The 22,730-nt window shown below is 55.2% G+C and carries 18 protein-coding genes; 6 read left to right on the plus strand and 12 right to left on the minus strand.

Going from position 1 to position 22,730, the window contains the following annotated elements; translation table 11 throughout:
• Positions 1–123 precede the first annotated feature (123 nt).
• From hrpA to SH528x_RS02535, 6 genes are all read right to left on the minus strand, one after another.
• Positions 124–4,215: an ATP-dependent RNA helicase HrpA gene (hrpA, locus tag SH528x_RS02510; protein ID WP_442508960.1), complete on the minus strand. Its 4,092-nt coding sequence runs from the start codon at positions 4,213–4,215 to the stop codon at positions 124–126.
• Between the two features lie 55 nt (positions 4,216–4,270).
• Positions 4,271–5,596, minus strand: a complete 1,326-nt coding sequence (locus tag SH528x_RS02515) for a hypothetical protein (protein ID WP_442508961.1) — start codon at positions 5,594–5,596, stop codon at positions 4,271–4,273.
• An 18-nt stretch (positions 5,597–5,614) separates the two neighbouring features.
• Positions 5,615–6,997 carry an MBOAT family O-acyltransferase gene (locus SH528x_RS02520; RefSeq protein WP_442508962.1) on the minus strand — a complete coding sequence of 461 codons (1,383 nt, stop codon included), beginning with the start codon at positions 6,995–6,997 and terminating at the stop codon, positions 5,615–5,617.
• A gap of 17 nt (positions 6,998–7,014) precedes the next feature.
• Positions 7,015–8,082 carry a hypothetical protein gene (locus SH528x_RS02525; RefSeq protein ID WP_442508963.1) on the minus strand — a complete coding sequence of 356 codons (1,068 nt, stop codon included), beginning with the start codon at positions 8,080–8,082 and terminating at the stop codon, positions 7,015–7,017.
• 14 nt (positions 8,083–8,096) lie between these two features.
• On the minus strand, positions 8,097–8,528 hold the full coding sequence (locus SH528x_RS02530) for a peptidylprolyl isomerase (protein WP_442508964.1): 432 nt from the start codon (positions 8,526–8,528) through the stop codon (positions 8,097–8,099).
• 67 nt (positions 8,529–8,595) lie between these two features.
• The gene (locus SH528x_RS02535) at positions 8,596–9,144 is read right to left on the minus strand and encodes a hypothetical protein (protein ID WP_442508965.1); all 549 of its coding nucleotides are present in this window, start codon (positions 9,142–9,144) and stop codon (positions 8,596–8,598) included.
• 580 nt (positions 9,145–9,724) lie between these two features.
• Between SH528x_RS02535 and SH528x_RS02540 the strand changes: the two genes are divergently transcribed.
• Entirely contained in the window at positions 9,725–10,750 is a 1,026-nt protein-coding gene (locus SH528x_RS02540; protein WP_442508966.1) for a glutamine synthetase beta-grasp domain-containing protein, read from the plus strand.
• 213 nt (positions 10,751–10,963) lie between these two features.
• On the opposite strand, the gene tnpA is transcribed toward SH528x_RS02540, so the two are convergent.
• Complete coding sequence (gene tnpA / locus SH528x_RS02545; RefSeq protein ID WP_442508967.1) at positions 10,964–11,407, minus strand: IS200/IS605 family transposase; 444 nt, start codon at positions 11,405–11,407, stop codon at positions 10,964–10,966.
• A 393-nt stretch (positions 11,408–11,800) separates the two neighbouring features.
• Here tnpA and SH528x_RS02550 point away from each other — a divergent pair, with 393 nt between their 5' ends.
• Entirely contained in the window at positions 11,801–13,609 is a 1,809-nt protein-coding gene (locus tag SH528x_RS02550) for an AAA family ATPase (RefSeq protein ID WP_442508968.1), read from the plus strand.
• A 182-nt stretch (positions 13,610–13,791) separates the two neighbouring features.
• Positions 13,792–15,195, plus strand: coding sequence for an IS4 family transposase (locus SH528x_RS02555; protein WP_442506785.1), 1,404 nt, complete (start codon positions 13,792–13,794; stop codon positions 15,193–15,195).
• Between the two features lie 282 nt (positions 15,196–15,477).
• Here the strand turns inward: SH528x_RS02555 and SH528x_RS02560 are convergent, their stop codons facing one another.
• From SH528x_RS02560 to moaA, 3 genes are all read right to left on the minus strand, one after another.
• The gene (locus tag SH528x_RS02560; RefSeq protein WP_442508969.1) at positions 15,478–16,554 is read right to left on the minus strand and encodes a sugar kinase; all 1,077 of its coding nucleotides are present in this window, start codon (positions 16,552–16,554) and stop codon (positions 15,478–15,480) included.
• 121 nt (positions 16,555–16,675) lie between these two features.
• The gene (locus tag SH528x_RS02565) at positions 16,676–17,491 is read right to left on the minus strand and encodes an SDR family oxidoreductase (protein WP_442508970.1); all 816 of its coding nucleotides are present in this window, start codon (positions 17,489–17,491) and stop codon (positions 16,676–16,678) included.
• 153 nt (positions 17,492–17,644) lie between these two features.
• Positions 17,645–18,691 carry a GTP 3',8-cyclase MoaA gene (gene moaA / locus SH528x_RS02570; RefSeq protein WP_442508971.1) on the minus strand — a complete coding sequence of 349 codons (1,047 nt, stop codon included), beginning with the start codon at positions 18,689–18,691 and terminating at the stop codon, positions 17,645–17,647.
• Between the two features lie 185 nt (positions 18,692–18,876).
• Between moaA and SH528x_RS02575 the strand changes: the two genes are divergently transcribed.
• Entirely contained in the window at positions 18,877–19,143 is a 267-nt protein-coding gene (locus tag SH528x_RS02575) for a zinc ribbon domain-containing protein (RefSeq protein WP_442508972.1), read from the plus strand.
• The gene (locus tag SH528x_RS02580; protein WP_442508973.1) at positions 19,083–19,955 is read left to right on the plus strand and encodes a biotin--[acetyl-CoA-carboxylase] ligase; all 873 of its coding nucleotides are present in this window, start codon (positions 19,083–19,085) and stop codon (positions 19,953–19,955) included. Before SH528x_RS02575 ends, SH528x_RS02580 begins: the two co-directional genes overlap by 61 nt.
• Positions 19,956–20,339: 384 nt before the next feature.
• On the opposite strand, the gene SH528x_RS02585 is transcribed toward SH528x_RS02580, so the two are convergent.
• Positions 20,340–20,522 carry a hypothetical protein gene (locus SH528x_RS02585; protein WP_442508974.1) on the minus strand — a complete coding sequence of 61 codons (183 nt, stop codon included), beginning with the start codon at positions 20,520–20,522 and terminating at the stop codon, positions 20,340–20,342.
• A gap of 539 nt (positions 20,523–21,061) precedes the next feature.
• On the opposite strand from SH528x_RS02585, the gene SH528x_RS02590 reads away from it, so the two are divergent.
• Positions 21,062–21,478, plus strand: coding sequence for a DUF2784 domain-containing protein (locus tag SH528x_RS02590; RefSeq protein ID WP_442508975.1), 417 nt, complete (start codon positions 21,062–21,064; stop codon positions 21,476–21,478).
• 40 nt (positions 21,479–21,518) lie between these two features.
• Here SH528x_RS02590 and SH528x_RS02595 read toward each other — a convergent pair whose 3' ends face one another.
• The gene (locus tag SH528x_RS02595; protein ID WP_442508976.1) at positions 21,519–22,508 is read right to left on the minus strand and encodes a hypothetical protein; all 990 of its coding nucleotides are present in this window, start codon (positions 22,506–22,508) and stop codon (positions 21,519–21,521) included.
• Between the last annotated feature and the right edge of the window lie 222 nt (positions 22,509–22,730).

The following is a 22,730-nucleotide window of genomic DNA, read 5'->3' on the forward strand; positions in this document are numbered from 1 at the left end:
ATTGCAGCTCGAATAATTGCACGCCGCAGGCCCTCCCCGAAAATCTCGCTGAAGGCTCGATTTTCGACCCTCCCAGCGTTGCTGGGCGGGTGAAGTTGTGGACGAAAGCCTTGGAGAGTTTTGTTAAGGCTTGATTGCTTTTTCGCAGCGTTGGGGCGAGATTTTGATTGCGGTGCCGAGTGGCTGGGCAAACAGGCTGACTCGCAGCTCTTCGATCATCCAGCGGACTTCGGTTGCCGATTGGTCGCGTGGATTTCGCTCGCTCTCTGGCAACGTCGCCATCCATCGCCCGCGAAGATTCTCGACCGTTTCGGTTCCTTCAAGATCACGGGGTGCCGAGCCGCTGGTCAACTTGTCCAATCGGTACGCGATCGCGGCGAAGTAGCGGGGATAATGTTTCAGCCATGCCCACGGCGTGACCGACAAAAATTGGTCGTGAATCAACCAGTCCATCTGCAGCCGGACATCCCGCATCGCTTGGTCGAAACGGTTTCCCGACGTCGATTCAATTTGTCGCCGGGCGGAAAAGTAGGCGTCGGCCATCGCGGACAACCACACCGCGACCTCTTGGGTCGCCTCGGCGATCCGGCGGGCTCGCTCGCCTCGGCGTTGATCGAATACTTCTTTACTGCGCAAGACAGGTTCGTTTTCCACGAACGCGATACGGGCTAACAAGTCGATCAATTGTGATTCGATCGAGGCGGCAGAGACCACCCCACTCAGTTTCACCTTGGCTTGCTCGAGCGACGGAAGCCATCGCACCTGAGTCCGCAGTTCCTTCTTCTCGGCCAACGCAAACAATCGCGTCAAGCCTTGACGTGTGATTGCCTCGGCGGTTTGCAAGTCCGAGACCAAGCGTGTGGCAACGCCGTCACCCTTGTCCAAGAACGCCGGGTATTGTGCGACCTTCACCCCGCCTCGCGTTCGTACGACCTCTTTGGGAAGCGAGTCGATATCGAAAGTGACCATCGACTCGCGAGCCCATGACTCATCCGAAGCATCGGTATCGGCTGCCTCGGGCTGGTCTTTTGCCGAGCCCAGTTTTTCTTTCAGTGGTTGAACTTCGCGTCCACTGGCGATCGTCTTGCCGTCATCGTCGACCACGGTGACGAGGAACTGCAGATAGTCGTCGAGTTTCTCGGACTGAAAATCGTCGGGGGTCACTGGCATTTCGGCATGCCGCGAAAATGCGGCACACACCGATGGCATGAACGGCACTTGGCCGTAATCAGGAGCCAATTCTTGAGCGACTTTCGCAGCGATATCCGCCGCGGGTACAAGGTTTCGCCGGATTCGCTTGGGCAGCGATTTGATCATCGCGACGAGCTTGACTTGCAGTAAACCGGGCACCAACCAGCCCAAACGCTCGTCACTGACTTGCGGCAGAGCGGCTTGATGGATTTTCAATTGGATCCCGTCCGCTTCGGCGCCGGGTTCGAAGCGATACTCAAGCGGCAACCGCGAACTGCCAATTTGCAGTTCGTCGGGAAAGGCTTCTTTGGTGATCGCTTCGCTGGCAGCTTCGATTAAATCGTCGGGCTGCATGTACGGCGTCGCGTTTTCATCAAGCTTGGGCGGCGATTGCAGCCAAGCCGACAAGTCCGCGGCGTCGCGAAGTTGTTTGGTCCATGCGGGGGCTTCGAGCGCGCGATCGAATTTCTCCAACCGGCCACGGTCACAAACGTCCTCGGGCAAGTGCGTTTGATAGAAACGTTCCACCGAGTAGGGATCGACCACCAAATCGCGGCGACGAGTCTTGGCGGCCAACGACGCGATCGATTCTTGTAGGGTTTGGTTGAACCGCACGAAGCGAGCGGTCGTCTTCATCTCCTGCTCGACCAAGCCGTGTTCGATCAGTAGGTCGCGAGCGGTCGAAGCATCGATCGGTGGCAACGGAACACGCCTGCGAACCACGACGGGCAGCCCGAACAACGATTGACGCTCGTAACAAAACGCGCCGCTCGATTTGGCACTCCAGTGCGGCTCGCTATACGAACGCTTGATGATATGTGCGCCGATGGTTTCGATCCACTCGGGCTTGATCCGGGCCACGGTGCGTGCATATTGCTTGGCGGTTTCGACGAGTTCGGCGGCGACAATCCACTTCGGCTTGCTTGCGGCGACACCACTTCCGGGCCACAGATAAAGACTCAATCCACCGGCACCGGTGTATTCGCTCTTTTCTTTGACCATTGCGACACTCGACAGCAATCCTGTCAACAAAGCTTGATGCAACGCATCGTCTAAGTTGGCGTCAAGCAATCGTTCGGGATCATCGGCAAAGCGAATCGCACCGATTTTTTTGCGGGCTCCTTTGCACTGGCCCAGTGACGTCGCGACCATTTCTTTGAGCTGGCGATAGACGTCGGACCACTCACGCATGCGATTGGGCGAGAGGAATTGCTGTCGCAGGACCCGCATCAACTTGCTGCGTGAATGTTTCTCGCGAGCCTCTTCGTAGTGCCGCCACAGTTTCAAGTACGACAGGAAATCGCTGTTGGGATCTTTGAACATCGCGTGGGCTTCATCGGCCGCTTGCTGTTTATCTTGCGGCCGATCTCGAGGATCCTGGATTTCGAGCGCCGCGGCGATCGGCAAGATTTCGGCCAGCACGCCAAACTCGTCTGCGGCTAGGATCATGCGTCCCACACGAGGATCGACTGGTAACCGGCCTAGTTTTTGACCAATTTCGGTCAATTCATGCTTGTCATCGATCGCGCGCAATTCCATTAGCGTGCGAATGCCTTCGCGGATCGATTCGGGGCGAGGCGGATCGAGCAGCGGAAACTCTTCCAAGCGACCCAGACGCAAAGTCTTCGTTTGCAAAATGACCGAAGCCAGATTCGTACGCCGAATTTCGGGCGTCGTGAACGCGTCACGCGATTCGTAATCATCGAGGGAATACAAGCGAACACAGATGCCAGGTGCAATACGACCGCAGCGACCGGCACGTTGGTTCGCACTCGCTCGGCTGACCGATTCGATTGGTAATCGTTGCAGCTTGCTGCGCGGACTGTAGCGGCTGATTCGCGCGGTGCCAGTGTCGATCACCGAGTGAATTCCGGGGACTGTCAGCGAGCTTTCGGCGACATTGGTGGCAAAGATGATCCGCCGCTTGCCCGCGTCGGGATGAAAAATTCGCTGCTGTTCCTTTTGTGGCAGCCGCGCGTACAGCGGCAGCAGGTCCACACGGTTGGGGATCCCTAACCGCTTGTAATGTCCGGCGACCCGGTGGGTGACTTCGCGGATATCACGTTCGGTGGGCAAGAAGACCAGCGTGTCGCCAGCACCGCCGCCTCGCGATAACGACTCGATTCCCGCGATCACGTGGCGAGCTAAATCGTAGCCGCGATCTTCATCGTCGACGACGTCTTCCCAGGGCAGATAACGGAGCTCGACGGGATAACCACGGCCTTCGACGTTGACGACCGGAGCGGGGCCAGACTCGTCAGCAAAGTGTTCCGCAAACCGCTCAGCGTCGATGGTTGCCGAGGTGATGATGATTTTCAAATCGGGCCGCTTCGACTGCAACCGCCGCAGGTACCCCAACAGGAAATCGATGTTCAGCGATCGCTCGTGAGCCTCGTCAATGATGATCGCATCGTAGGCATCGAGGAAGCGATCGGATTGTGTTTCTGCCAACAGGATCCCGTCGGTCATCAGTTTGATCAACGTCTCGGGACCCGTTTGGTCGCCAAAGCGGACGTGATAGCCGACGGTTTTACCGAGCGTCGTATCGAGTTCCTCGGCCAGGCGGGTGGCGATGCTGCGAGCCGCCAAACGACGCGGTTGGGTGTGTCCGATCATCGCCTCGCGACCGAGGCCGGCTTCGAGACAGATTTTAGGCAGTTGGGTGCTCTTACCGCTGCCCGTTTCCCCACAGACCACGATGACTTGGTGATCGCGGATCAATTGGATCAACTCGTCGCGATGTGACGTGATCGGCAACTCGTCGGAGTACTCGATCCGCGGTGTCGCGGCCCGGCGTGCGTCGCACTGCCCGACCGATTCGGCCAGCCGTTTTGCGTACGCTTCGGGGCTGAGTCGTTTTTTATCACGGCGCAAGCGAAAACGATCGATCCGCATCGCTGCATCGATGGACGGAGTCGTCGATTTCGGTGCGTGTGTCGCTGCTTCGGGCGTACGCGAATCGTCAACGGACGAGGGGGGCGTCGGTTCGGTCGTCAGTTTCGGGCTGCTTGGTTTGGCATTCATCAACACCATCTTACTGACAATGCGAAATGTGTCGATCCGAACAGGATTGCGTCAGTCATTGATTTGACGTCACACCAGGTGAGATGAATTGCATGGCAACCACCGCCAGCCATGCCGGCAAAAAGATGGCTGCGGCGTCACTGAAACGTCCAATTCCTGGACTTGTCAGGATCACAAATCCCAGCTTCGCGATTAGATAGGTCAGCGTAATGATTGTCAGCGACCGCATCGCGAGTCCGTTCTCCAGAACGCCAAATGGTTTCCCCACCGCGGCTGTATAGACCAGCCAAACGAATAGGCAAAAAATTCCGCTCAAGAAAATGGGGTGCATGACGATGTCAGCGGCGATCGTCCACATGCCTCGCCGGCCATTCTTTGCGACCCAGGCGACGTAGCGACGAGGGAATTGGCGAATGATTTCTTTGTTCATCACTTTGATGGCGTTATGCTCAGCCACAGGATCGTCTCCTGCGACCGCTTGTGCCGCGGGCACCACAACAAAATAAGTCATCTCATCCCAGCGACCATCGATTGTCATCGTCGCTCCCGCTTCGCCCGCCGCGAAGGTGTGCCCCGTCGCCGCGAGCTTTTGCTTTTCGATTACGACCGATTTCCCTAGCTTCCCCGAATCCCCCTGAAGCGTCTCGAGTTCCTCGTCGGACACCAACTGAACCAAGACGCCTCCCAGATTTTGATGGCCAAATGGCAGGATTCCAAAGTCGTCGACGGCAACGAGTCGTAGCCCCATCCAGGCTAATACGAGAACAAGCGTCGCGATCGAAACGAGTAGACTGTTGCCCAACGATGTCCTCCAGGATTGCTTGTGTACTAATCCTAGAAGCCCTCCGGCGACTCCGAGCCAAGGAATTAGAAACAAGTACGCGGGACGCAACATGATCGCGATCACTGAAAAAATGACAGTCGCTGCGGCCCATCGCCACGAATCCGCAGCGTCGCTAAACCGCAAAATCGCGGTCACGGCCAACACGCCCACGGATGCTGCGATCGCGTCACTCGAAATGGTGCTGATGTTGTCCATCGCCGTGCATCCCACTGCGATCGCGACTCCGGCTATCAAACAATATCGATGAGCCATCCCTTGTCGTCGCAATTCGATGGCGAACCACGATGCCGCGGTCGCGTGCACGATCACCTGAGCCGATGGGATGAAAGCCAACCCGACAGTGCTGCGAAGCATCAACAACCACAGCGGATATCCCGGTGTACGAATCGATTGTCCGATCGCATCCAGCGACGAAAACGAGTAGTCCAGGTAGCTCGCGGAATCCGGAACGAAATGGGGTTCAAGTCGCCCGCTGAGCCAAGCAACGAAAACGCCTCCGACGACAAAGGAAATCCAGTAGGCGAAAGCGGGCTTCATCGTTGGTTCGGTTGCTGATCAAAATTGGAAATAGACAAACGGCTGAAAACCGACAGGAGCATAGATTAACAGAGCCCACAACATCACGGTGGTAGCGATCGGCGAATACCAAGCATCCGGCGGCAACCGCAACGCGCGTCGCCAGCGTGTCATCCACACCACGTGCTCGATCATCATGCATCCGAGCACGCCGATCACTAGAGGTGGGTACCAGTGGATACCGAGCGACGGGACCGCCATTCGCTGCAGCATGCTTACCGCGGCGTTCAAATCGGTCGAACGGAACAGCACCCAACCGACCAATACCACGATCATCACCAACGCCCAATGGAAAAGCTTTGGCAGTCTCCGTGACGTCACGCTACGCAAGGCTCGTTCGATGCAAAGTGCACCTCCGTGCAGCATGCCCCACAGCACAAACGTCCAAGCCGCACCGTGCCACAGTCCACCGAGTGTCATCGTAATCATCAAATTGCGGTACGTCGCGACGGTGGAGTTCCGACTGCCGCCCAGCGGGATATACAAATAGTCGCGAAGCCAGCGGGACAGGGTCATGTGCCAGCGATGCCAAAATTCGGCCATCGACGTCGCTAGGTAAGGATGCCGGAAATTCTTGGGAAATCGATAGCCGAGTATTTTTGCTGACCCGATCGCCATGTCGGTGTATCCGGAAAAGTCCAAGTAGATCTGGCCGGCATAGGCGATCACAACTAACCACAGCGTGCTGCTGCTGTAATAGTCCGGGTTCTCAAAAACGACATCAACCATCTCGCCCAACCGGTCGGCCATCAAGACCTTCTTGACCGCTCCTCGCAAGAGTTGCTGAAAACCATAGTAAAACCGTCGGTTGGACCAAGCAGGAGTCGTCGAGAGTTGCGGCAGCAATTCGCGAGCACGGACGATCGGCCCAGCGACCAACTGAGGAAAGAATGCAACGTACAGTGCGAAGTCGAGCGGGCTGTTTGTCGGCCGCAGGACTCGCCGATAAACATCAATCGTATAGCTGAGCGTTTGGAACGTGTAAAACGAGATGCCGACCGGCAGGATGATGTTCAACGTACTGGCACTTCCGCCCATCGCTTCGACAATCGGGGCCGCTGAAGCGATGAAGAAATTGAAGTACTTGAAGAACGCCAATACCCCAAGGTTCACCGAGATGCTAACGATCAGCAATCGGCGACGTGTCGCTGTGTTGTTGCTGCGGTCGATGGCACGTGAAACGACAAAGTCGACCACCGTAGATAATAACAGCAGCAAGCAAAATCGAATGTCCCAATAGGCATAGAAGTAGTAACTAGCGCCCAGCAGAATCGTATTGCGTACAAGGCGATTGCCGGTCATCCAAACCGCAGCAAGCACCACGAGAAAGAAGATTAAAAACTCGAGCTGAGTAAATAGCATTTCGATCTCTCCGCAGTTTATTGAACGGGGAAATCAAAAAGTTCGATCTCGGAGACGATCTCCGATGCAATGATTGCGTATCCTGTTTCGTTCAGATGGCCTTGCATGATGATGCCGTTGTGGAATCCGTGTGGCCATCGATTGTTTTCAGCTGAGTCAATGAAAGTTTCGGTCACGTCACGTAGGCGAATGTCGGCGGACTTGGCGGCCTGTTTAATTTCAGCCAGTGCCTTGCCGGTCGGTTGGTCGTCATCCACCACGATCGACGTCAACGATTCTCGCTGAATTCGCGGCGAATAAAGTAGCAGGATGGGTCGGTCGCTTGCCGCTCGAATTGTCTGCATCACCGTGCGCCAATCGGTTTTGTGCATTGCCGACATCGCTGCTGGTTGCGACTCGTTTTTGATCGGCCCCACTGAAAACCGCAGCGTCCGTGGCGTATCGTCGGGGGTTCGCAAAAGGCGGCGAACGGCTTGGATCACAAACGCAGGCACGTTCGACGCGATCCGGTTTTGGCCGGCCAACTGTTTTGGATCAACTTCGGGTGATTTGTCGATTGCTGCATCGGCGGCTTCAAGGTCGACCATTTCTGCGACCAGGATCACGTGCATGTCGATCGCAAGTGCATCTTCGACTCGCGGTATTTGGGCCAACCAATCGACGGCATCGTCGCCGCTTCGGGCCAATGGCAATGCGATGATCGTTTGCTTGGATTGCTTGGCGACGCGTTCGATTTGTCGATGCAGTTTTTGCTCGTCGGCAACGCCAACGCCCTCGGCTTGTGAGTCGCCCCAGATCGCAATGCGAATTTCGCCCGCAGGCTTTGATTCGGGAAGAGGCTTTGATTCGGGAAGACTCTTCCGCCCGGGCATGCCAAGCGGTCCGATCGCGGTGGTTGCGTAACCTTCGCTACGCCAACGATAGAAATGATCGTTCTGAAGAACCACGACGCCGCGCAGTGGGTCGAGCCGAGATGGCACATAGCTGCGAACAAACAGCGGAGAAGTTAACGCGATAAGAAACGTGCCAAATAGTGCACCGAGCAACCATTTGGCAACGATTCTTTTTGCGTTGGGGGCGTTCATGCGTCCGAGTCGGATTACTCTTCGGTCACTCGCACGGTGGTCATTTCGTCGCCTTGCTTGATCGAATCCACGACGTCTTGGCCTTCGATGACTTTGCCGAACACGCTGTGCTTGCCGTTGAGGTGAGGTGTTGCAAGGTGCGTGATGAAGAATTGCGAGCCGTTGGTGTTGGGGCCTGCGTTGGCCATCGAAAGAACGCCAGGACCGTCGTGCTTCAATTCAGGATGAAACTCGTCTTCGAATTTGTAGCCTGGGCCGCCGGTTCCAGTGCCTTCGGGGCAACCGCCTTGGATCATGAAGTCAGGAATCACGCGATGGAAGCTTAGCCCATCGTAAAATTTCTTTTCGCAAAGCTTTTCAAAGTTTTCGACGGTTTTCGGTGTCTTGTCGTCAAAAAGTTCGATGCGGATTTTGCCTTTGGTTGTGTCAAACGTTGCAACTTTCATCAATCAATCTTGGTTAAAAAGGGGAGGAGTTAGATTCGTCAATTTCCATGACGAGAATATTGTGTGGTTATTTAAGCTGGATTTCAGGTTCCGCAGAATCCAGTGCCGGTGAGTCGGCATCCATTTCGAATCCCGTGTCGATTTGATCTTCGAACGACCCTAGATCCGAGACGACTTCGTATCGAGTGCCATCGGGCATCACGAGTTCCGCCGTTTGGATCGATAAACCGTTTCCTTGGTTATTGGGGTCTTGCTTGATCTCCAGCACGCCAGAGCCTTTGCTGCCGACGAGATCAAATGCCAAGGTGCCAGGCTCGTTTTGGCCCGCTTCGGTAGTGGCAGCTAGGTTCAAATTCGCCGATTGGATTTCGCCAATGTGTTCCTGAATGACAGGATTAGCCGCCACTTCTTGTTTGACCATGTCGGCCATCATGCCCTGGCCCATGCTGTACATGAAGTACACACCGCCGCAGCACACTAGTCCACCGACGATACTCACGCCTGCGATGATTCCGATTACCCATTTCCAGGTGTTGCTTTTTGCCGGTGGGGGCTGCTGGCCTGCAAATCGGCTGTTCGGGTTGGTTTCGAACGGGTCACTAGGGGGCATCGACATTAAATTCACTCAATAAAGCGAGGGGGATTTCTGCGCAAACGGAATCGTTTCAGAGCGGGGGAAACCGGTACGAGAATCCGCGTCCATGACGGTTTGGCTTCGCTGCTATTAGAACGGGAAACCCGTTTGCGGCATAGTCGAGGCGATGGTAGAGGGCGAGATGCCGGGTATCCAGGATTGCGGTTTGCTGGAAATGCGGGAAACCGCGTGTTGGGGGCTTCTGTACCGGCCCGCTGCTACAAACCAGACAATTTTCGGGGTTGGTGGTCAACAAAGGGGCTCTGCTATGGGGTGTTCGTCACCATTGACCGCCGCTGCTCCGCTCGTACGGCATCAGGACTTCCGCTTCACAAAATTTCAGATATCCTAATTGGGTCCGGGCCAACACCTCGCTTGTCAAAATACGAGTTGAGTAGAGTTGGGACACAATTCCTTTGTCGCGAGCAGGATGCCTCGTGTATCGGAATTTTGGGTGTGGTAGGTAGAACCGCTTGGACTTTGTTGAGCCCTCAGGACGTTACGTTCGCTCCGAGGCTCGAAACTCACTCGTACTGATGATTCACTAAAGGGAATCGATTACATGACCAAATGCAAGTTAGAGTACATCTGGCTCGATGGCTACCAACCTACCCAGAGCCTACGAAGTAAGACGAAAGTTGTTGACGATTTCAGCGGCAAGGTCGAAGACGCCGAGCAGTGGTCGTTTGACGGTTCGTCCACCGAACAAGCTCCCGGCGGTAGCAGCGATTGCTTGCTGAAGCCCGTTTACGTGTGTCCTGATCCAGCACGTTTGGGCACCGGTTTTTTGGTTATGTGCGAAGTGCTTGATCACGAAGGCAACCCGCACCGCACCAACGGTCGTGCCACCATCAACGACAACGATGACGATTTTTGGTTCGGTTTCGAACAAGAATACACGATCTGGAACCCCGACACGAAGAAGCCTGTTGGTTTCCCCGTCGAAGGTTTCCCAGGTCCTCAAGGCCCTTACTACTGTAGCGTTGGCCACGGCAAAGCCGTCGGACGTGAAATCGTCGAAGAGCACCTCGAGTTGTGCTTGGCTGCCGGTTTGAACGTCGAAGGCATCAACGCCGAAGTCATGATGGGCCAATGGGAATTCCAAATCTTCGCAAAGGGCGCGGCATTGGCTGGCGACCAGATTTGGATCGCTCGTTACTTGCTCGAACGTACTGCTGAAAAATATGACATGAGCATCAACTGGCACTGCAAGCCAGTTCAAGGCGACTGGAACGGCAGCGGTATGCACGCCAACTTCAGTAACACGCTTCTGCGTACTTGCGGTAGCAAGGAAGTTTACGATGCGGTTTGCCAAGCGTTCGAGCCACGTATCAAGAGCCACATCGACGTTTACGGTGCGGACAACGATCAACGCTTGACCGGTCTTCACGAAACGCAATCGATCGACAAGTTCAGCTACGGTGTTTCCGACCGTGGTGCATCGATCCGTATTCCAATCGTGACCGTCCAAAAGGGCTGGAAGGGCTATCTCGAAGATCGTCGTCCAGCATCCAACGCTGACCCATACATGGTTGCCAGTGCAATCATCACGACGGTCAAGAGCGCCAAATTGCCCGTCGGCGCGTAATGACGCCCGAGTGAGTATAAAAAAACAAAAGCCCGCCCGCATTGATTTGCAGGCGGGCTTTTTTTGTTTGCAAGGTCGAATAGTTCCTTCGGGGCAAGTCACATGGTCACCGCGAAGCGGTTTTAGACAATAGCCGGAGGTCGCTGCACAGCGGCGCACCTCCGGTTTTCAGAATTTAAAAATAGACGGACCCCGAATGGGGTCCAAGACCGTTTACTGAAGATATTCCGGGTCGTATTCGATTCCCGCATCGTCAAGCATTGAGATCAACTCGTCGTGAAATGATCGCTTCTGATGATGTTCGCGTTGATGGGCAATGTAGCTCGCTACTGCAGGGCAACTCGGCGGGCTGACCGAGAATGCAGCGTATCCTTCTTGCCATTCGAACGGCTGAAAGAGAATGGTTTCGTGGACCCACTTGCTTGACGATTTCTTCAGCTCACGCATGAAATCGGATAACTGGTGTGTGGGCTTCAATCCAATCAGCAGATGAACGTGATCTTCAACACCGCCGATTTTCAGCGGCTTGCCGTCGAGTTGGTTCACGATCCCGCCAAGGTATTGATGCAATCGTCCGATCCATGCGTCTTTGATCCATGGCTTGCGGTGCTTGGTCGAAAAGGTGACGTGAAGATTGATGCTGTGGAACGTGGACATCGCTCTGCCTCGGGTGAATGGATGATCTTTGATCCCTCCGGGATCAGGTTATTGTGCATTCAATATCCGGTGGTGGCGCTGCGCTTGCCACCGGCTATTGTCTGAAGATCCCTTACGGGATGAGATTTTTGTTCTTTGGTCGGACTGGGGAAATAGTCGAAGGTGGCTGCCTAGAATGTGTGCTGCTTGCATATCACCGGCAATGCAATCGCGTCTTTCGCAGAAAAAGCATTTTTCCCACCGGACCCCGCTTTTTTCTAGAGCTGCTCCGCTAGAAATTAGTTGTCGTTTGCCGCAGTGTTTTCGATGCATTCAATCTGTCTGCATCACTGCCTCGATTCCGCTAAGATGATTTGCAATCGGACTCCTCTCACTTTTGATGCGACCAGATCTATGTCACGACTTTCGGATGACCAAATCATTGAATCGATTCGGCTTTATCGCGAAGCGATTCAGGAAACGAAGGCTTTGTATGTCGAAAGCGGACAACTGGTTCGCGGTTCCTATGCATGGCTCGATGGCGAAGATGCGGACGCCGCAGCGATCGCCCAGCAGATGGATGGTCTGCACCAAGGGTTGCTGATGAAGGTCTTTGCAGCCGTGGTCCCTACGACCGACAGCCGCACGATCGAGCAGCGTCAGCTCGGCCGAGTTTTGCTCGAACATCTGTGGGGTAAATCCGTGATGGGGCATCAATTGCACGAGGCGGTCGATTGGCTGATTTCCGCTGCAGCGGACTTCCAATGGCGTGATCTCGTTCGTCCCTTCGCCGAGCTGGCGCCCTTGCGTGATCGCTGGGGTGAACTTGAGACACTCGTGATGCGAATGGCAAATTTGCTGGTTTCGGTAGACGGAGAAACGAGCGAATCGGATAACGCAAACCTGGCGACAATGCGGGCGCAGATGAAAGAGGTTGTCGGCGAATCCGAGCCCGAAGAGCGGAACAGTCAAGCGGACACCGATGCTGCTCGCGATGCGCTGGTGTGGCTTCGTGAAGAAGCAGCGAGATTGCGCGACGGTGCGAGTGTTACCGCAGCGGAGAAGCCGACGCCCACGGCGGGCCCGGGCGGTTCGCCACCCAAGTCACCCCCTAAGTCGGACGTTAAATCAGCTTCGAAATCAGCGGAGCCGGTGGACGAGCGAACTCCGGAGCAGCGTTTGGCAGAGGCTCGAGCCAAGCTCGATCAATTGATCGGGCTTGATGCGATCAAGGACCAGATTCAAACGTTGACGAACTTTCTGAAGATGGAGTCGCAGCGAGAAAAGGAAGGGCTGCCGATGACGCGGCCCAGTTTGCACATGGCCTTCGTTGGGAATCCAGGAACCGGCAAGACAACGGTGGCGCGGATCATCGCCGATATCTACGGGTCGCTGGGAATTCTGGAAAAAGGGCACCTCGTGGAAACCGATCGCAGCGGATTGGTCGCCGAATACGCGGGGCAAACCGGACCGAAGACAAATGCGAAAATTGATGAGGCGTTGGACGGCGTGTTGTTTATCGACGAAGCCTACACGCTGATTGATGAAGACGGGCAAGACCAATATGGCCGCGAAGCGGTGCAGACGTTGCTGAAGCGAATGGAGGATCAGCGGGATCGCTTGGTCGTGATCCTGGCAGGATATCCTGTCGAGATGCGAAAGATGATTCGCAGTAACCCAGGCTTAAGTTCACGCGTCGGAACGACGATGCACTTTGATGATTATCCACCCGAAGCGCTTTGCCGGATCTTTGAACTGATCGCGAAAAAGTCAAAGTACACGCTGCCGACCGAATCGCGACGGCGATTGCTTCGCGGGTTCACGTATTTGTACATCGCCCGCGATCGTCACTTCGGAAACGGACGCACGTCTCGCAACAGTTTTGAGCGAAGCGTTCGCCGCTTGGCAAACCGTTTGGCGACGATGACCGAGGTGGATCGCAAGTTGCTGACGACACTCGAGCCCGAAGACATCGAGGTCGCCGATGTTACGCAAGATCATCTTGCAGCGTTGGTTGCCGAGCCAGGCAATGTACGAGTGCACTGCAGGCACTGTGACCAAGCGGTCGTGATCGACGACAAGCAGCTTGCAACGGAGATCAAGTGCGAAGCGTGCAAGGAGATGTACGAAGCCGATTGGGGCGAGCCCGTCCTTGAATTGCCCAAGCCTGCCAGCGACAGATCCGGCGACGGAGAAGGCGCCAAAGACGTAATCGTTAAGTAGCGGTGCGGCGTGAGGGCTGTCGACTCCGTAAGTTTGAAGTGCCGGAGGCACGGCAGCATGTAGCCTGGGGCGTGAGCCTGCTGATTACCCAATAGTTTTTTAATCTTCTCCAACATCAGCTCTGTTTTGGCACGCGATTTGCGCCATTTATTTCCTATTTTAACGCGATAGGAGATCAATTGATGAATGCGATTCCGACCACCATTGAACAAGAATTTAACACAATCGACTTCGGGCACAAAAGCCGAAACGATCGATCCAAAGCGATTCTCAAGGCACTCTTCGCCAACCCTCAAGAGAGTATCAACGCAGCCTGCGACAAATGGAAGGATGCCAAAGGAGCCTATCGGTTCCTGCAAAACTCGCAGGTCGATAGCGACGAGATTCTCAGCGCTCACCGGCGAGCGACAATTCAGCGAATCAAGTTTCAGAAGGTTGTCTGCGTGGCCCAAGACACGACCGAATTGGACTTTGGCAATCACGCCCCCGACGATGTGCGTTGCCTCAATCAAGCAGAAAGGAGAGGGCTCTACGACCATAGCTCCGTTGTCTTTACCCCTGAAAAATTATGCCTGGGAGTGCTCGATGTCGACTTCTTTGATCGTAGCGAAGAGAGCTTGGGCAATGCAGCAGAGCGAAAGACAGATCCCATCGAAGACAAGGAAAGTTTTCGATGGCTCCAAGGCTATCGGCGTTGCTGCCAGTTGGCATCCCAGTGCCCCCAGACGCAAATTGTTTCGTTGGCTGACCGCGAAGGTGACATCTATGACATCTTCGTCGAAGCTGAAAAACACGAATGCCCTGCGGACTTCGTCATCCGTAGCAAACAAGTCCGCAGCTTGCCTGAAAAAGACGAACAAGCGGGCGGCAATACCTACAAGAAGATGCGCGAGGAAGTCGAAAACTCTAACCTCGTCACGACGCGGCAGATCGAACTACCGGCCACCGCGAAGCGCGCCGCCCGAACAGCCACTCTGGAAATCCGGGCGATTCGCACAAAAGTAAAACCTCCCCATGCAAGATCGGCTCTTCCCGAAGTGACGCTCAGCGTGGTACTTGTGCAAGAGGTCGGCGGTCCGGGCGACGGAACCGATCTGAACTGGCTGCTGTTGAGTTCACTTCCGATTGACGACTACCAGGATGTTCTGCGAATCGTGGATTACTACGTTGCGCGGTGGCCAGTGGAAATGTTTTTCAGAGTCTACAAATCGGGCTGCCGCGTCGAGGACATCATGCTGGAAACGAAAAGCAGATTGATTCGCGCGTTGATGTTTTACAAAGTGGTCGCGTGGCGGATCCTGTTTGTCACGTTCCTTGGACGAGAATGCCCTGAGTTGCCCAGTGATGTCGTGTTCAGCGAAGCGGAGTGGAAGTCGGTATGGAAAATCGTTGAGGAAACCGAACCACCCAAATCAGCCCCAGAACTCTCGCAGTTCATCCCGATGCTTGCTCAGTTAGGTGGCTACAATCGACGCAAACATGATGGGCCACCGGGGATGGAAACGATTTGGCGCGGAACTCGCCGAATGATGGACTTCGCGTTGGCATGGCGATCCTTCGGACCGCCCGTCTCAGCTGAACATTAAAAATTGGGTAATCAGCAGGGCGTGAGCCCCAGGTTTTTGTTGCCACACGTTACCAAAGCCCCGGAGGGGCGGCAGCGATCGGCAATTCCGCTTCCTGCCGCCCCTCCAGGGCTTTGCGTCGTATTTTTCTTCGATTTCCTGGGGCTCACGCCCCAGGCTACGTGCTGCCGCCACTCCGTGGCTTAAAGCATGCTGGAATTCAGAACGTTTCACTTTCGCATCGAGTCGGATCAGCGTCGCTTAGGGCGACTTGATCCGGCCTACTCAAGTTTTGCTTGGCGTTTATCGTTGGACGCGAGCGTTTCCTTTCCAGATGCTCCAGACTTGGTCTTCATCGGCTGGTTGTCCGTAGTCGGTGTTCAGCGTTGCGGTGAGTGCGCCAGTGGCCCAGCCGAATTGGGAGGCCTTGTCTGCGTCCCAGCCCTTGAGCACGCCATAAAGCAACCCACCGACGAATCCATCGCCGCCACCAATGCGGTCGAACACGCCGATTTGGCGGGGTTCGATGACGCTAAAGTCTTTACCGTGCGAAACGATTGCGCCCCACATGTGCGAGTTGGCACTTTCAACTTCACGAAGCGTCGTGGCGAACAAGGATGTGTCGGGATATTCCTGCTTGACACGGTTGATCATGCCTTTGAAGCCTTCGATCTTGGCGGCGATACCCTTGCCACCGGCCTCGGGGCCTTCAACGCCCAAGCACAACTGAAAATCTTCTTCGTTGCCGATCAGGATGTCCGACAGGCTGGCGATTTCTTTGAACTGCTTCGATAGCAATTCTTCGCGGCCTTTCCAGAACGACGCGCGATGATTGAGATCGAAGGAGATGCGAGCGCCATTCTTTTTGGCAACACGAGCGATCTCCAAGCAGAACTCGCTGGTTTCTTCGGACAAGGCCGCGATCAGCCCTGACATGTGAACGATCTTGGCGCCCTCGTCGCCGAAGATTCGCTGCAAGTCAAAATCTTTCACGTTCAACTTACGTCCGACTTCGCCGGCTCGGTCGTTTTGAACCCGTGGTCCACGCGAGCCCCAGCCACTATCGGCCATGTTGATTTGGTGCCGCACGCCCCACGGTGTGTCTTGGGTGAACTCGGGGCCTTCGTAATCCATGTGGCGACGAGCCAAGTCGTCTTTAATGAACCGTGCGATGGGGCTGTCTTTGACGAATGCCGTCAAAATCTTGACTGGCATTCCGAGGAACGATGCGATGCTGCCGACATTCGACTCCGCGCTGGTACCCTGCATCTTGAAGGTGTCGCTGCAGTGAAACGGCTGGTGGTCAGCCGGCGTCAGCCGAACTCCCATGCTGGTGGGGATGACGAGAGAGTACTTGGCGTCGTTTCGAAGTTCAATCATTTGGGCGGCTCGTTGAAGGGTTGGGAAGGGAACCGGCATGGATGCCGACCACGTTCCTTGCGAACGCGGCTGCTAGGTGTGCTGGAATGTGCGAACGGTTCGCTCAGTGCTGGCGGGTTTGCTAAATGGTGACGGAAGCAAATCCACCATCAATGGCGATATTTTGTCCGGTAACGAACGACGATGCCTTGCGGCTGGCAAGCCAAACGACCGCACCTGCCAATTCTTCGGCATTTCCAAAACGGCTCATTGGTGTGTGGCCAATGATTTGACCGCCGCGTTCGGTGTAGCTGCCGTCTTCGTTGAACAGCAGTTTGCGGTTCTGTTCGGCTGGGAAGAATCCGGGACTGATCGCGTTGACGCGTACGCCTGTGGTTGCCCATTCGCGAGCCAACCAAAGGGTCAAGTTGATGACCGCCGCTTTGGCTGCGGAATACGCGACGACCCGTGACAATGGAATCATGCCCGACATCGAAGCGATGTTAATGATGCTGCCGACTTTCGCCTCGATCATGTCCGGCGCGAACACTTGGCATGGCAGCAGCGAGCCGCCCACTAGGTTTAGATCGAACACGTCGCGCCATGCTTCCTGAGGCAATTTGCAGAAATCGCCGCCTGGTGGGATCGTGGCATCGGGACGGTTTCCGCCTGCAGCATTGACCAACACCGAAGTCGGCGAGCCGGCCCAGGCTTTGATCGCATCGCGGGTCGCGGCAAGAGCATCGGGGTCGAGGCTGTCAGCGGCAAAGAACTTCGCTTCACCTCCGCCGTCAATGATCTTTTGAGCCCGGGCGTTACCGCGTTCGGGGTTTCGTCCCAACACAGCCACCTTGGCTCCGTAGGCACCGAGTGCCTCGGCCATCATGCCACCAAGTTCGCCCGTGCCGCCAATCACTGCGGCCACATCATCGTCAAGTTTGAATATGTCTTTGTTCATGGGGAGATACTTTAATTGCTCGGTCGGTGTCAGAACAGGTGAGAGGGGGTTTTAAGATTTTGTCATCGGTGAGACAGAGGCGGCGATGTGAGTGGAGATTCACGATCGCGGTACAAATGGACACTCAAATCGGCGTTTGAACACGTTTCCTCGCTATCCGCCGATCGAGTACATCGCTCGCGGTGGCGGCGAAAATCCATCGCCATCGATTCCATGGCTCGGTTTCTTTTGCCACACACAATCACGCACGACTTGGATCAGTTCATCGTCGCTGGCGCCACCGCGAAGCAAGTCGCGAATCGGCGATTCGTCACTTGCAAACAAGCAATTCCGAATCGAACCATCGGCGGTGATCCTCAGTCGGTTGCAGGCTTGGCAAAACGGCTGCGACACCGAGCGAATAATCCCGATCTCGGCGCCCGCGAACTTTCCGTCCTCGGGCAAGCGAAATCGCTCGGCTGGCTGGGATGGAGTCTCACGCGGTTGCTCGATCAGTGTTCCGAAATGCTGTTCGATTAGCCCCAGCAAGCGGTCGCCGCTTAGCACCGAGTCTCGTTGCCATGCGCGATCAAAGTCGAGTGGCATGAACTCGATGAAGCGAATCACGACTCCTTTGGACGCGGCAAACTCGATCAGCGAAACAAATTCGTGCTCCGTGATCCCCTGGATCGCGATCGCGTTTAGTTTGATCGACTCGAAACCGCATTGAATTGCCGCCTCGATTCCCGCGAGGGTTTCGTCGAGTGAGTCGCGGCGAGCCAGCTTTTTGAATTGCTCGCGATCAAGCGTATCGATGCTGATGTTCAGCCGTTTCAGTCCAGCGGCTTTTAATTTTTCGGCTTGCGCGGGCAGCAAAATACCGTTGGTTGTCAGCGACAGATCGGTCAGCCCCGGGATCCCGCTAAGCATGGCAACAAACAGGTCCAATTCACGGCGGACTAGCGGTTCGCCACCGGTCAATCGAACATCGTTGATGCCGCAGCGGGTGACCAAGAGTTCAGTGAATCGATGCAGTTCTTCGAAGGTCAGCAGGTGATCGCGAGGCATAAACGTCGCATCGAGCTCGGGCATGCAATACGAGCAGCGCAAATTGCAGCGATCCGTCACACTCAGCCGAACGCTGGTATGGACTCGACCAAACGAATCAACCAGCGGTCGAAGGGGCGGAGGCGATTCGGCGGATGTCGAGTCTTGGTTCATTACTTTGCCGGGTGCCCGCGTGAATTACCGGAGAACGGCCCGGTTTGCAGCAGACTGCGTGATTTGCGACAGACTGCGGGGTTATCGGAATGTCCGTCACCCACTAATCTACACGACTTGGTGGTTCTTTGATTCCCGGCTTGCTGGGAAAAAACAGCGGATTCCTCGATTGTTGCAGCACCGAAGTGAAAGACGATTCAAACTTTGCTTGCCCCCACTGCGGTGCCGAGCTGCCCGCTCGGGCGAAGTTCTGTCGCCATTGCGGTAGCAGTGACGAGGATGGCTGGAAAACAGAATCGGATGAAATCGATGCGGATGATGACTTTGACTACGACGAGTACGTTCGCGAAGAGTTTTCCGAAAATACCGTCGTCAGCTCGAAACTGAAGACGTGGCAAATCGTTGTCATCCTGTTGATCTTGGCTTCGATGAGTTTGTGGGTGCTCGGATGATCCAAGCCGATGAGGATGTGGACCCCAGCGGGATCCGAGTCGTGCAGTCGTTGTTGGACGATCATATTTGTGCTTCGGCGGTGTATCACCACAGCACGGCGTCGACCAATTCCGATGCTCTGAGCGAGTTAACCCAAGGCAACGTGACACAAAATCATCTGCCGCGTTTGTACATCGCCGATCGTCAAACCGCGGGCCGAGGACGACAGGGGAATACGTGGCTTAGCAGTGATGATGCGTTGACGTTTTCATTGACCGTAGCGTTCGACTTGCTTGCCGCCGATCGACGAGGCTTGTTGTCGTTGGCCGCAGGATTGGCGACGGCACGGGCGATCGAATTCTTGTTCGCTCCGGTGCGAGCGTATTTGAAGTGGCCTAACGACGTTTATCTCGCAGGCGGCAAAGTCGCCGGGGTATTGATTGAAACCAATCAAGCGACGCCCGACCGCGTCGTCATCGGAATTGGGGTAAACATCAACGAGCAACCGAAGATCGATACTCCGGGAGCCGCATCGCCGCAGTCCTTGTTTTCGGCCACCGGGCGTATAGCGACCCGGTTCGAACTGCTCGATCCGATCGTTCGTGAATTAGTCGAAATCGTTGCATCGATCAAAGATTCGCCCAAAGAGGTCTTAGCCGAGTTTCGGTCGCGATGTTATTTGACAAATAAAGTGATCGCGTTTCGTGATCGTGGCGTCGATAACGAAGGCACCGTCGAGGGAATCGCCGACGACGGCTCGTTACTCGTGCAGACCCACGAGGGACTTCGTCGCTGTGACAGCGGCGAAGTGCGCCTAGTGCGACTCCGCTAGCTCGGCTTATTCAGATCAAGAGTAGGCAGTTAGGCAGGAGTCTTTCAGTAAATTGGCCGTTTTGGCGCTAGCCACGGTTCCGGCGCTGAACCGGGGCTAGTGCCCAAACGGCTAACGGGATTTCACCCAATGATTCCTGCCTACCTGCTTAGGCCCGACCAAGTAAATGCTTGCCCAAGCGGAACTTCGGTCGTAATCCGCTCGTATTTGCTGCGCGGACCGTGCACACTCGCCTCATGCATTTGCGCCGTTCCGGCAGCACGAAGTTGTACTCGGCGCACTAGGAAGTGCTTGCCGCGATTCCGAATCTCTGCTGCGGATTCACCCATTTCCCAAGACTACGCTATACTACTTGAAGATCAAACTGCACAGGCAAAACGCGATTCAGGACCAAATCGCTTGTCCGACTGGATGAAACGCGATCGAATGCCAACGCGTCACAAGAGACACTCGATAGGTGCGGTGGGTGATGCCATTCGCAGGAATCCATAAACCGTGCGTTTGGGAAACTTCCAGTTGCATCAGAGCGGTGGTGGTATCCGTTTTGCCGTTGGCTGAGTCTTTCACCGCCGCACTCTCAATCGTACCGTTATTCTGAATAGCTTATGGCAACCTACAGCATCAAATCAATGCTTGCCTGGACGGCCTACCTGGCGCTTGCGTGCGTATGGTTTGCAACAAAGAGCCACTTTGTTGTCGCCGTTATAATGTTGGTGACCGCAGCGGTTCTTTGCTACTCCGCTGCAATGTCAGCCTTTGCGACTGGGCATCGACAGCGAAGCAACGCTGCGTTCGCTTTTGCTGGCATCGCTTTCTTGGTCTTCGACACTACGGGAACCTATTCGCTCTCATCGTATTTCTCCGACGTTTATTTACATGCGATTGAACCGAGCGAAATGACCTACAACGTGAGAGTCCCACAGCGAGGCTCAGTGAGCTCCGCATATACCGTGACGGTTCCGCCCTTGGGGGACCGGGAACGAGTCGTTTTTCGATGCACGTCGACCATGGTTATCGCGATTGTTTCAACACTGATTGCTTCTTACGTGACGCGGAGAGACGAAAATCGAGTGCGACAGTGACCGTAACCCGAACAACTCGCAAAAATGATTTATCGAATCCTCGCTGATCTGACCGTTCTCATTCACTTTGCGTATGTGTCCTACGTGCTCTTCGGACTGCTGATGACGGTGATCGGATGGGCGAGGAAGTGGCATTGGATTCGCAATCCATGGTTCCGCTGCATTCACCTGGCGATGATTTTGATTGTCGTCGTAGAGGCTTGGATGGAGATCACTTGCCCGCTCACCGATCTCGAAAAGTGGCTTCGCACGATGGCGGGGCAACAAACTTATAACGGTGATTTTCTGGCGAACTGGGTGCATGATGCGATGTTCTTTGATGCCGCCCCGTGGGTCTTTACGCTCGCCTATTCCCTGTTCGCGGTCGCAGTCGTGGCCACCTGGATCTGGATTCCACCGGTCTGGAATCGGAATCAATCGGTAACACCGACGAACGATTGATCCGCATCCGGATACCGTCTTCATCTCGATAACGTCCAGGCTACGCCGCGGCTCGTCCGTTGTGCAGTAAACGGATTTCTTCGTCTTCGATCACATGGCAATGCGAGTCGCCACACAGAGTTGCCTTGACTCGTCGGTCGACACTTTTTCGCATTGCTTTGTGGTAGCCGATGCTGGCGGTGAATAACGTCATCAAATCCAAGAACTTGCGGTTCTCGCTCAGTTCGCTCGGATCCAAGTCCAAGTAGCTGTCCGATCCGAACGAGAACAATCGGCCATCGATTTCACCGATCGACTTGCCACCTACTTCGATTTCGTAATCCGCTCCGATCGAAATCCAGCGGCGTTTCAGCACGACGTGGTGCATATGCCCGTCATGATAAAACGCAAATGTGAACAGCGACGGGATTCGAAACGTGCGATGGTTTTGCTGGATGTAGGTCACACATTCGCTGCGTGGCAACATCACCACCATCGACAACAAACTTTTGCCCGTGCCGATCGAGTTGTGGATTTCGGTGGTGGTGATCTGTTCGATCGTGCCACACCAACTGGTGCGTTCGTTCGATGTTTTGAACAGTTTTAAGACCAGTCGGCGTTTTTCGATCGCGCCGGCGTCCATTTTCATCACGCAATCCTCGGCGAGTTTTTCGTCGAGTTGCTTTTGCTGCTTCCCGCTCAGACGACCCGATTTTTTGATCTGCTGTTTCAGCTCGGAGCGTCGTTGGTTCTGCAGCACATCGAGCGCGTCTTCCATCTCAGCCTTGTCGGCTTTCCAGACGTCGGTGCGCAGCCCCAGCATGTGCGACTTTTCCCAGTCGCCCGATTCGGGATCTTGCTCGGACACCGTCCCAACCACGTCCATGTTCGTGGTGAAGTGATTGGTGTCGGCCGTTTTCAACTTTTGCAACAATTCGACGTTGCTGGGGTGCATTCCCGGCAATGCCCACATGTCGACGTAGCGTCGACGTTGTTCGGGTTCTTTTGTGCCCATGTGCGTATCTCCCTCCGCCTCGATGTTCTCGCTCATCGGCAATTGCAGAGTGGTGCGTCCAATGAAAGGCCCGCATATCCCGCAAAATCGGAAAAGTTTGCCAAGCGGTTGCTTTGAGTAGAACGGCGCAGGCTTAGAGGGTATCCGAAAAGGGGTCTGACCCTCTCCGGCGAGGCAAAAAACTCAACAAAAACGACTCCAAAGGGTCAGACCCCTTTTCGGATACTCTCTTAGTGACATCTATTTCGTAGCGATGCG

It is taken from the genome of Novipirellula methanifontis, from assembly GCF_052161655.1.
Taxonomy (GTDB): Bacteria; Planctomycetota; Planctomycetia; order Pirellulales; family Pirellulaceae; genus Novipirellula.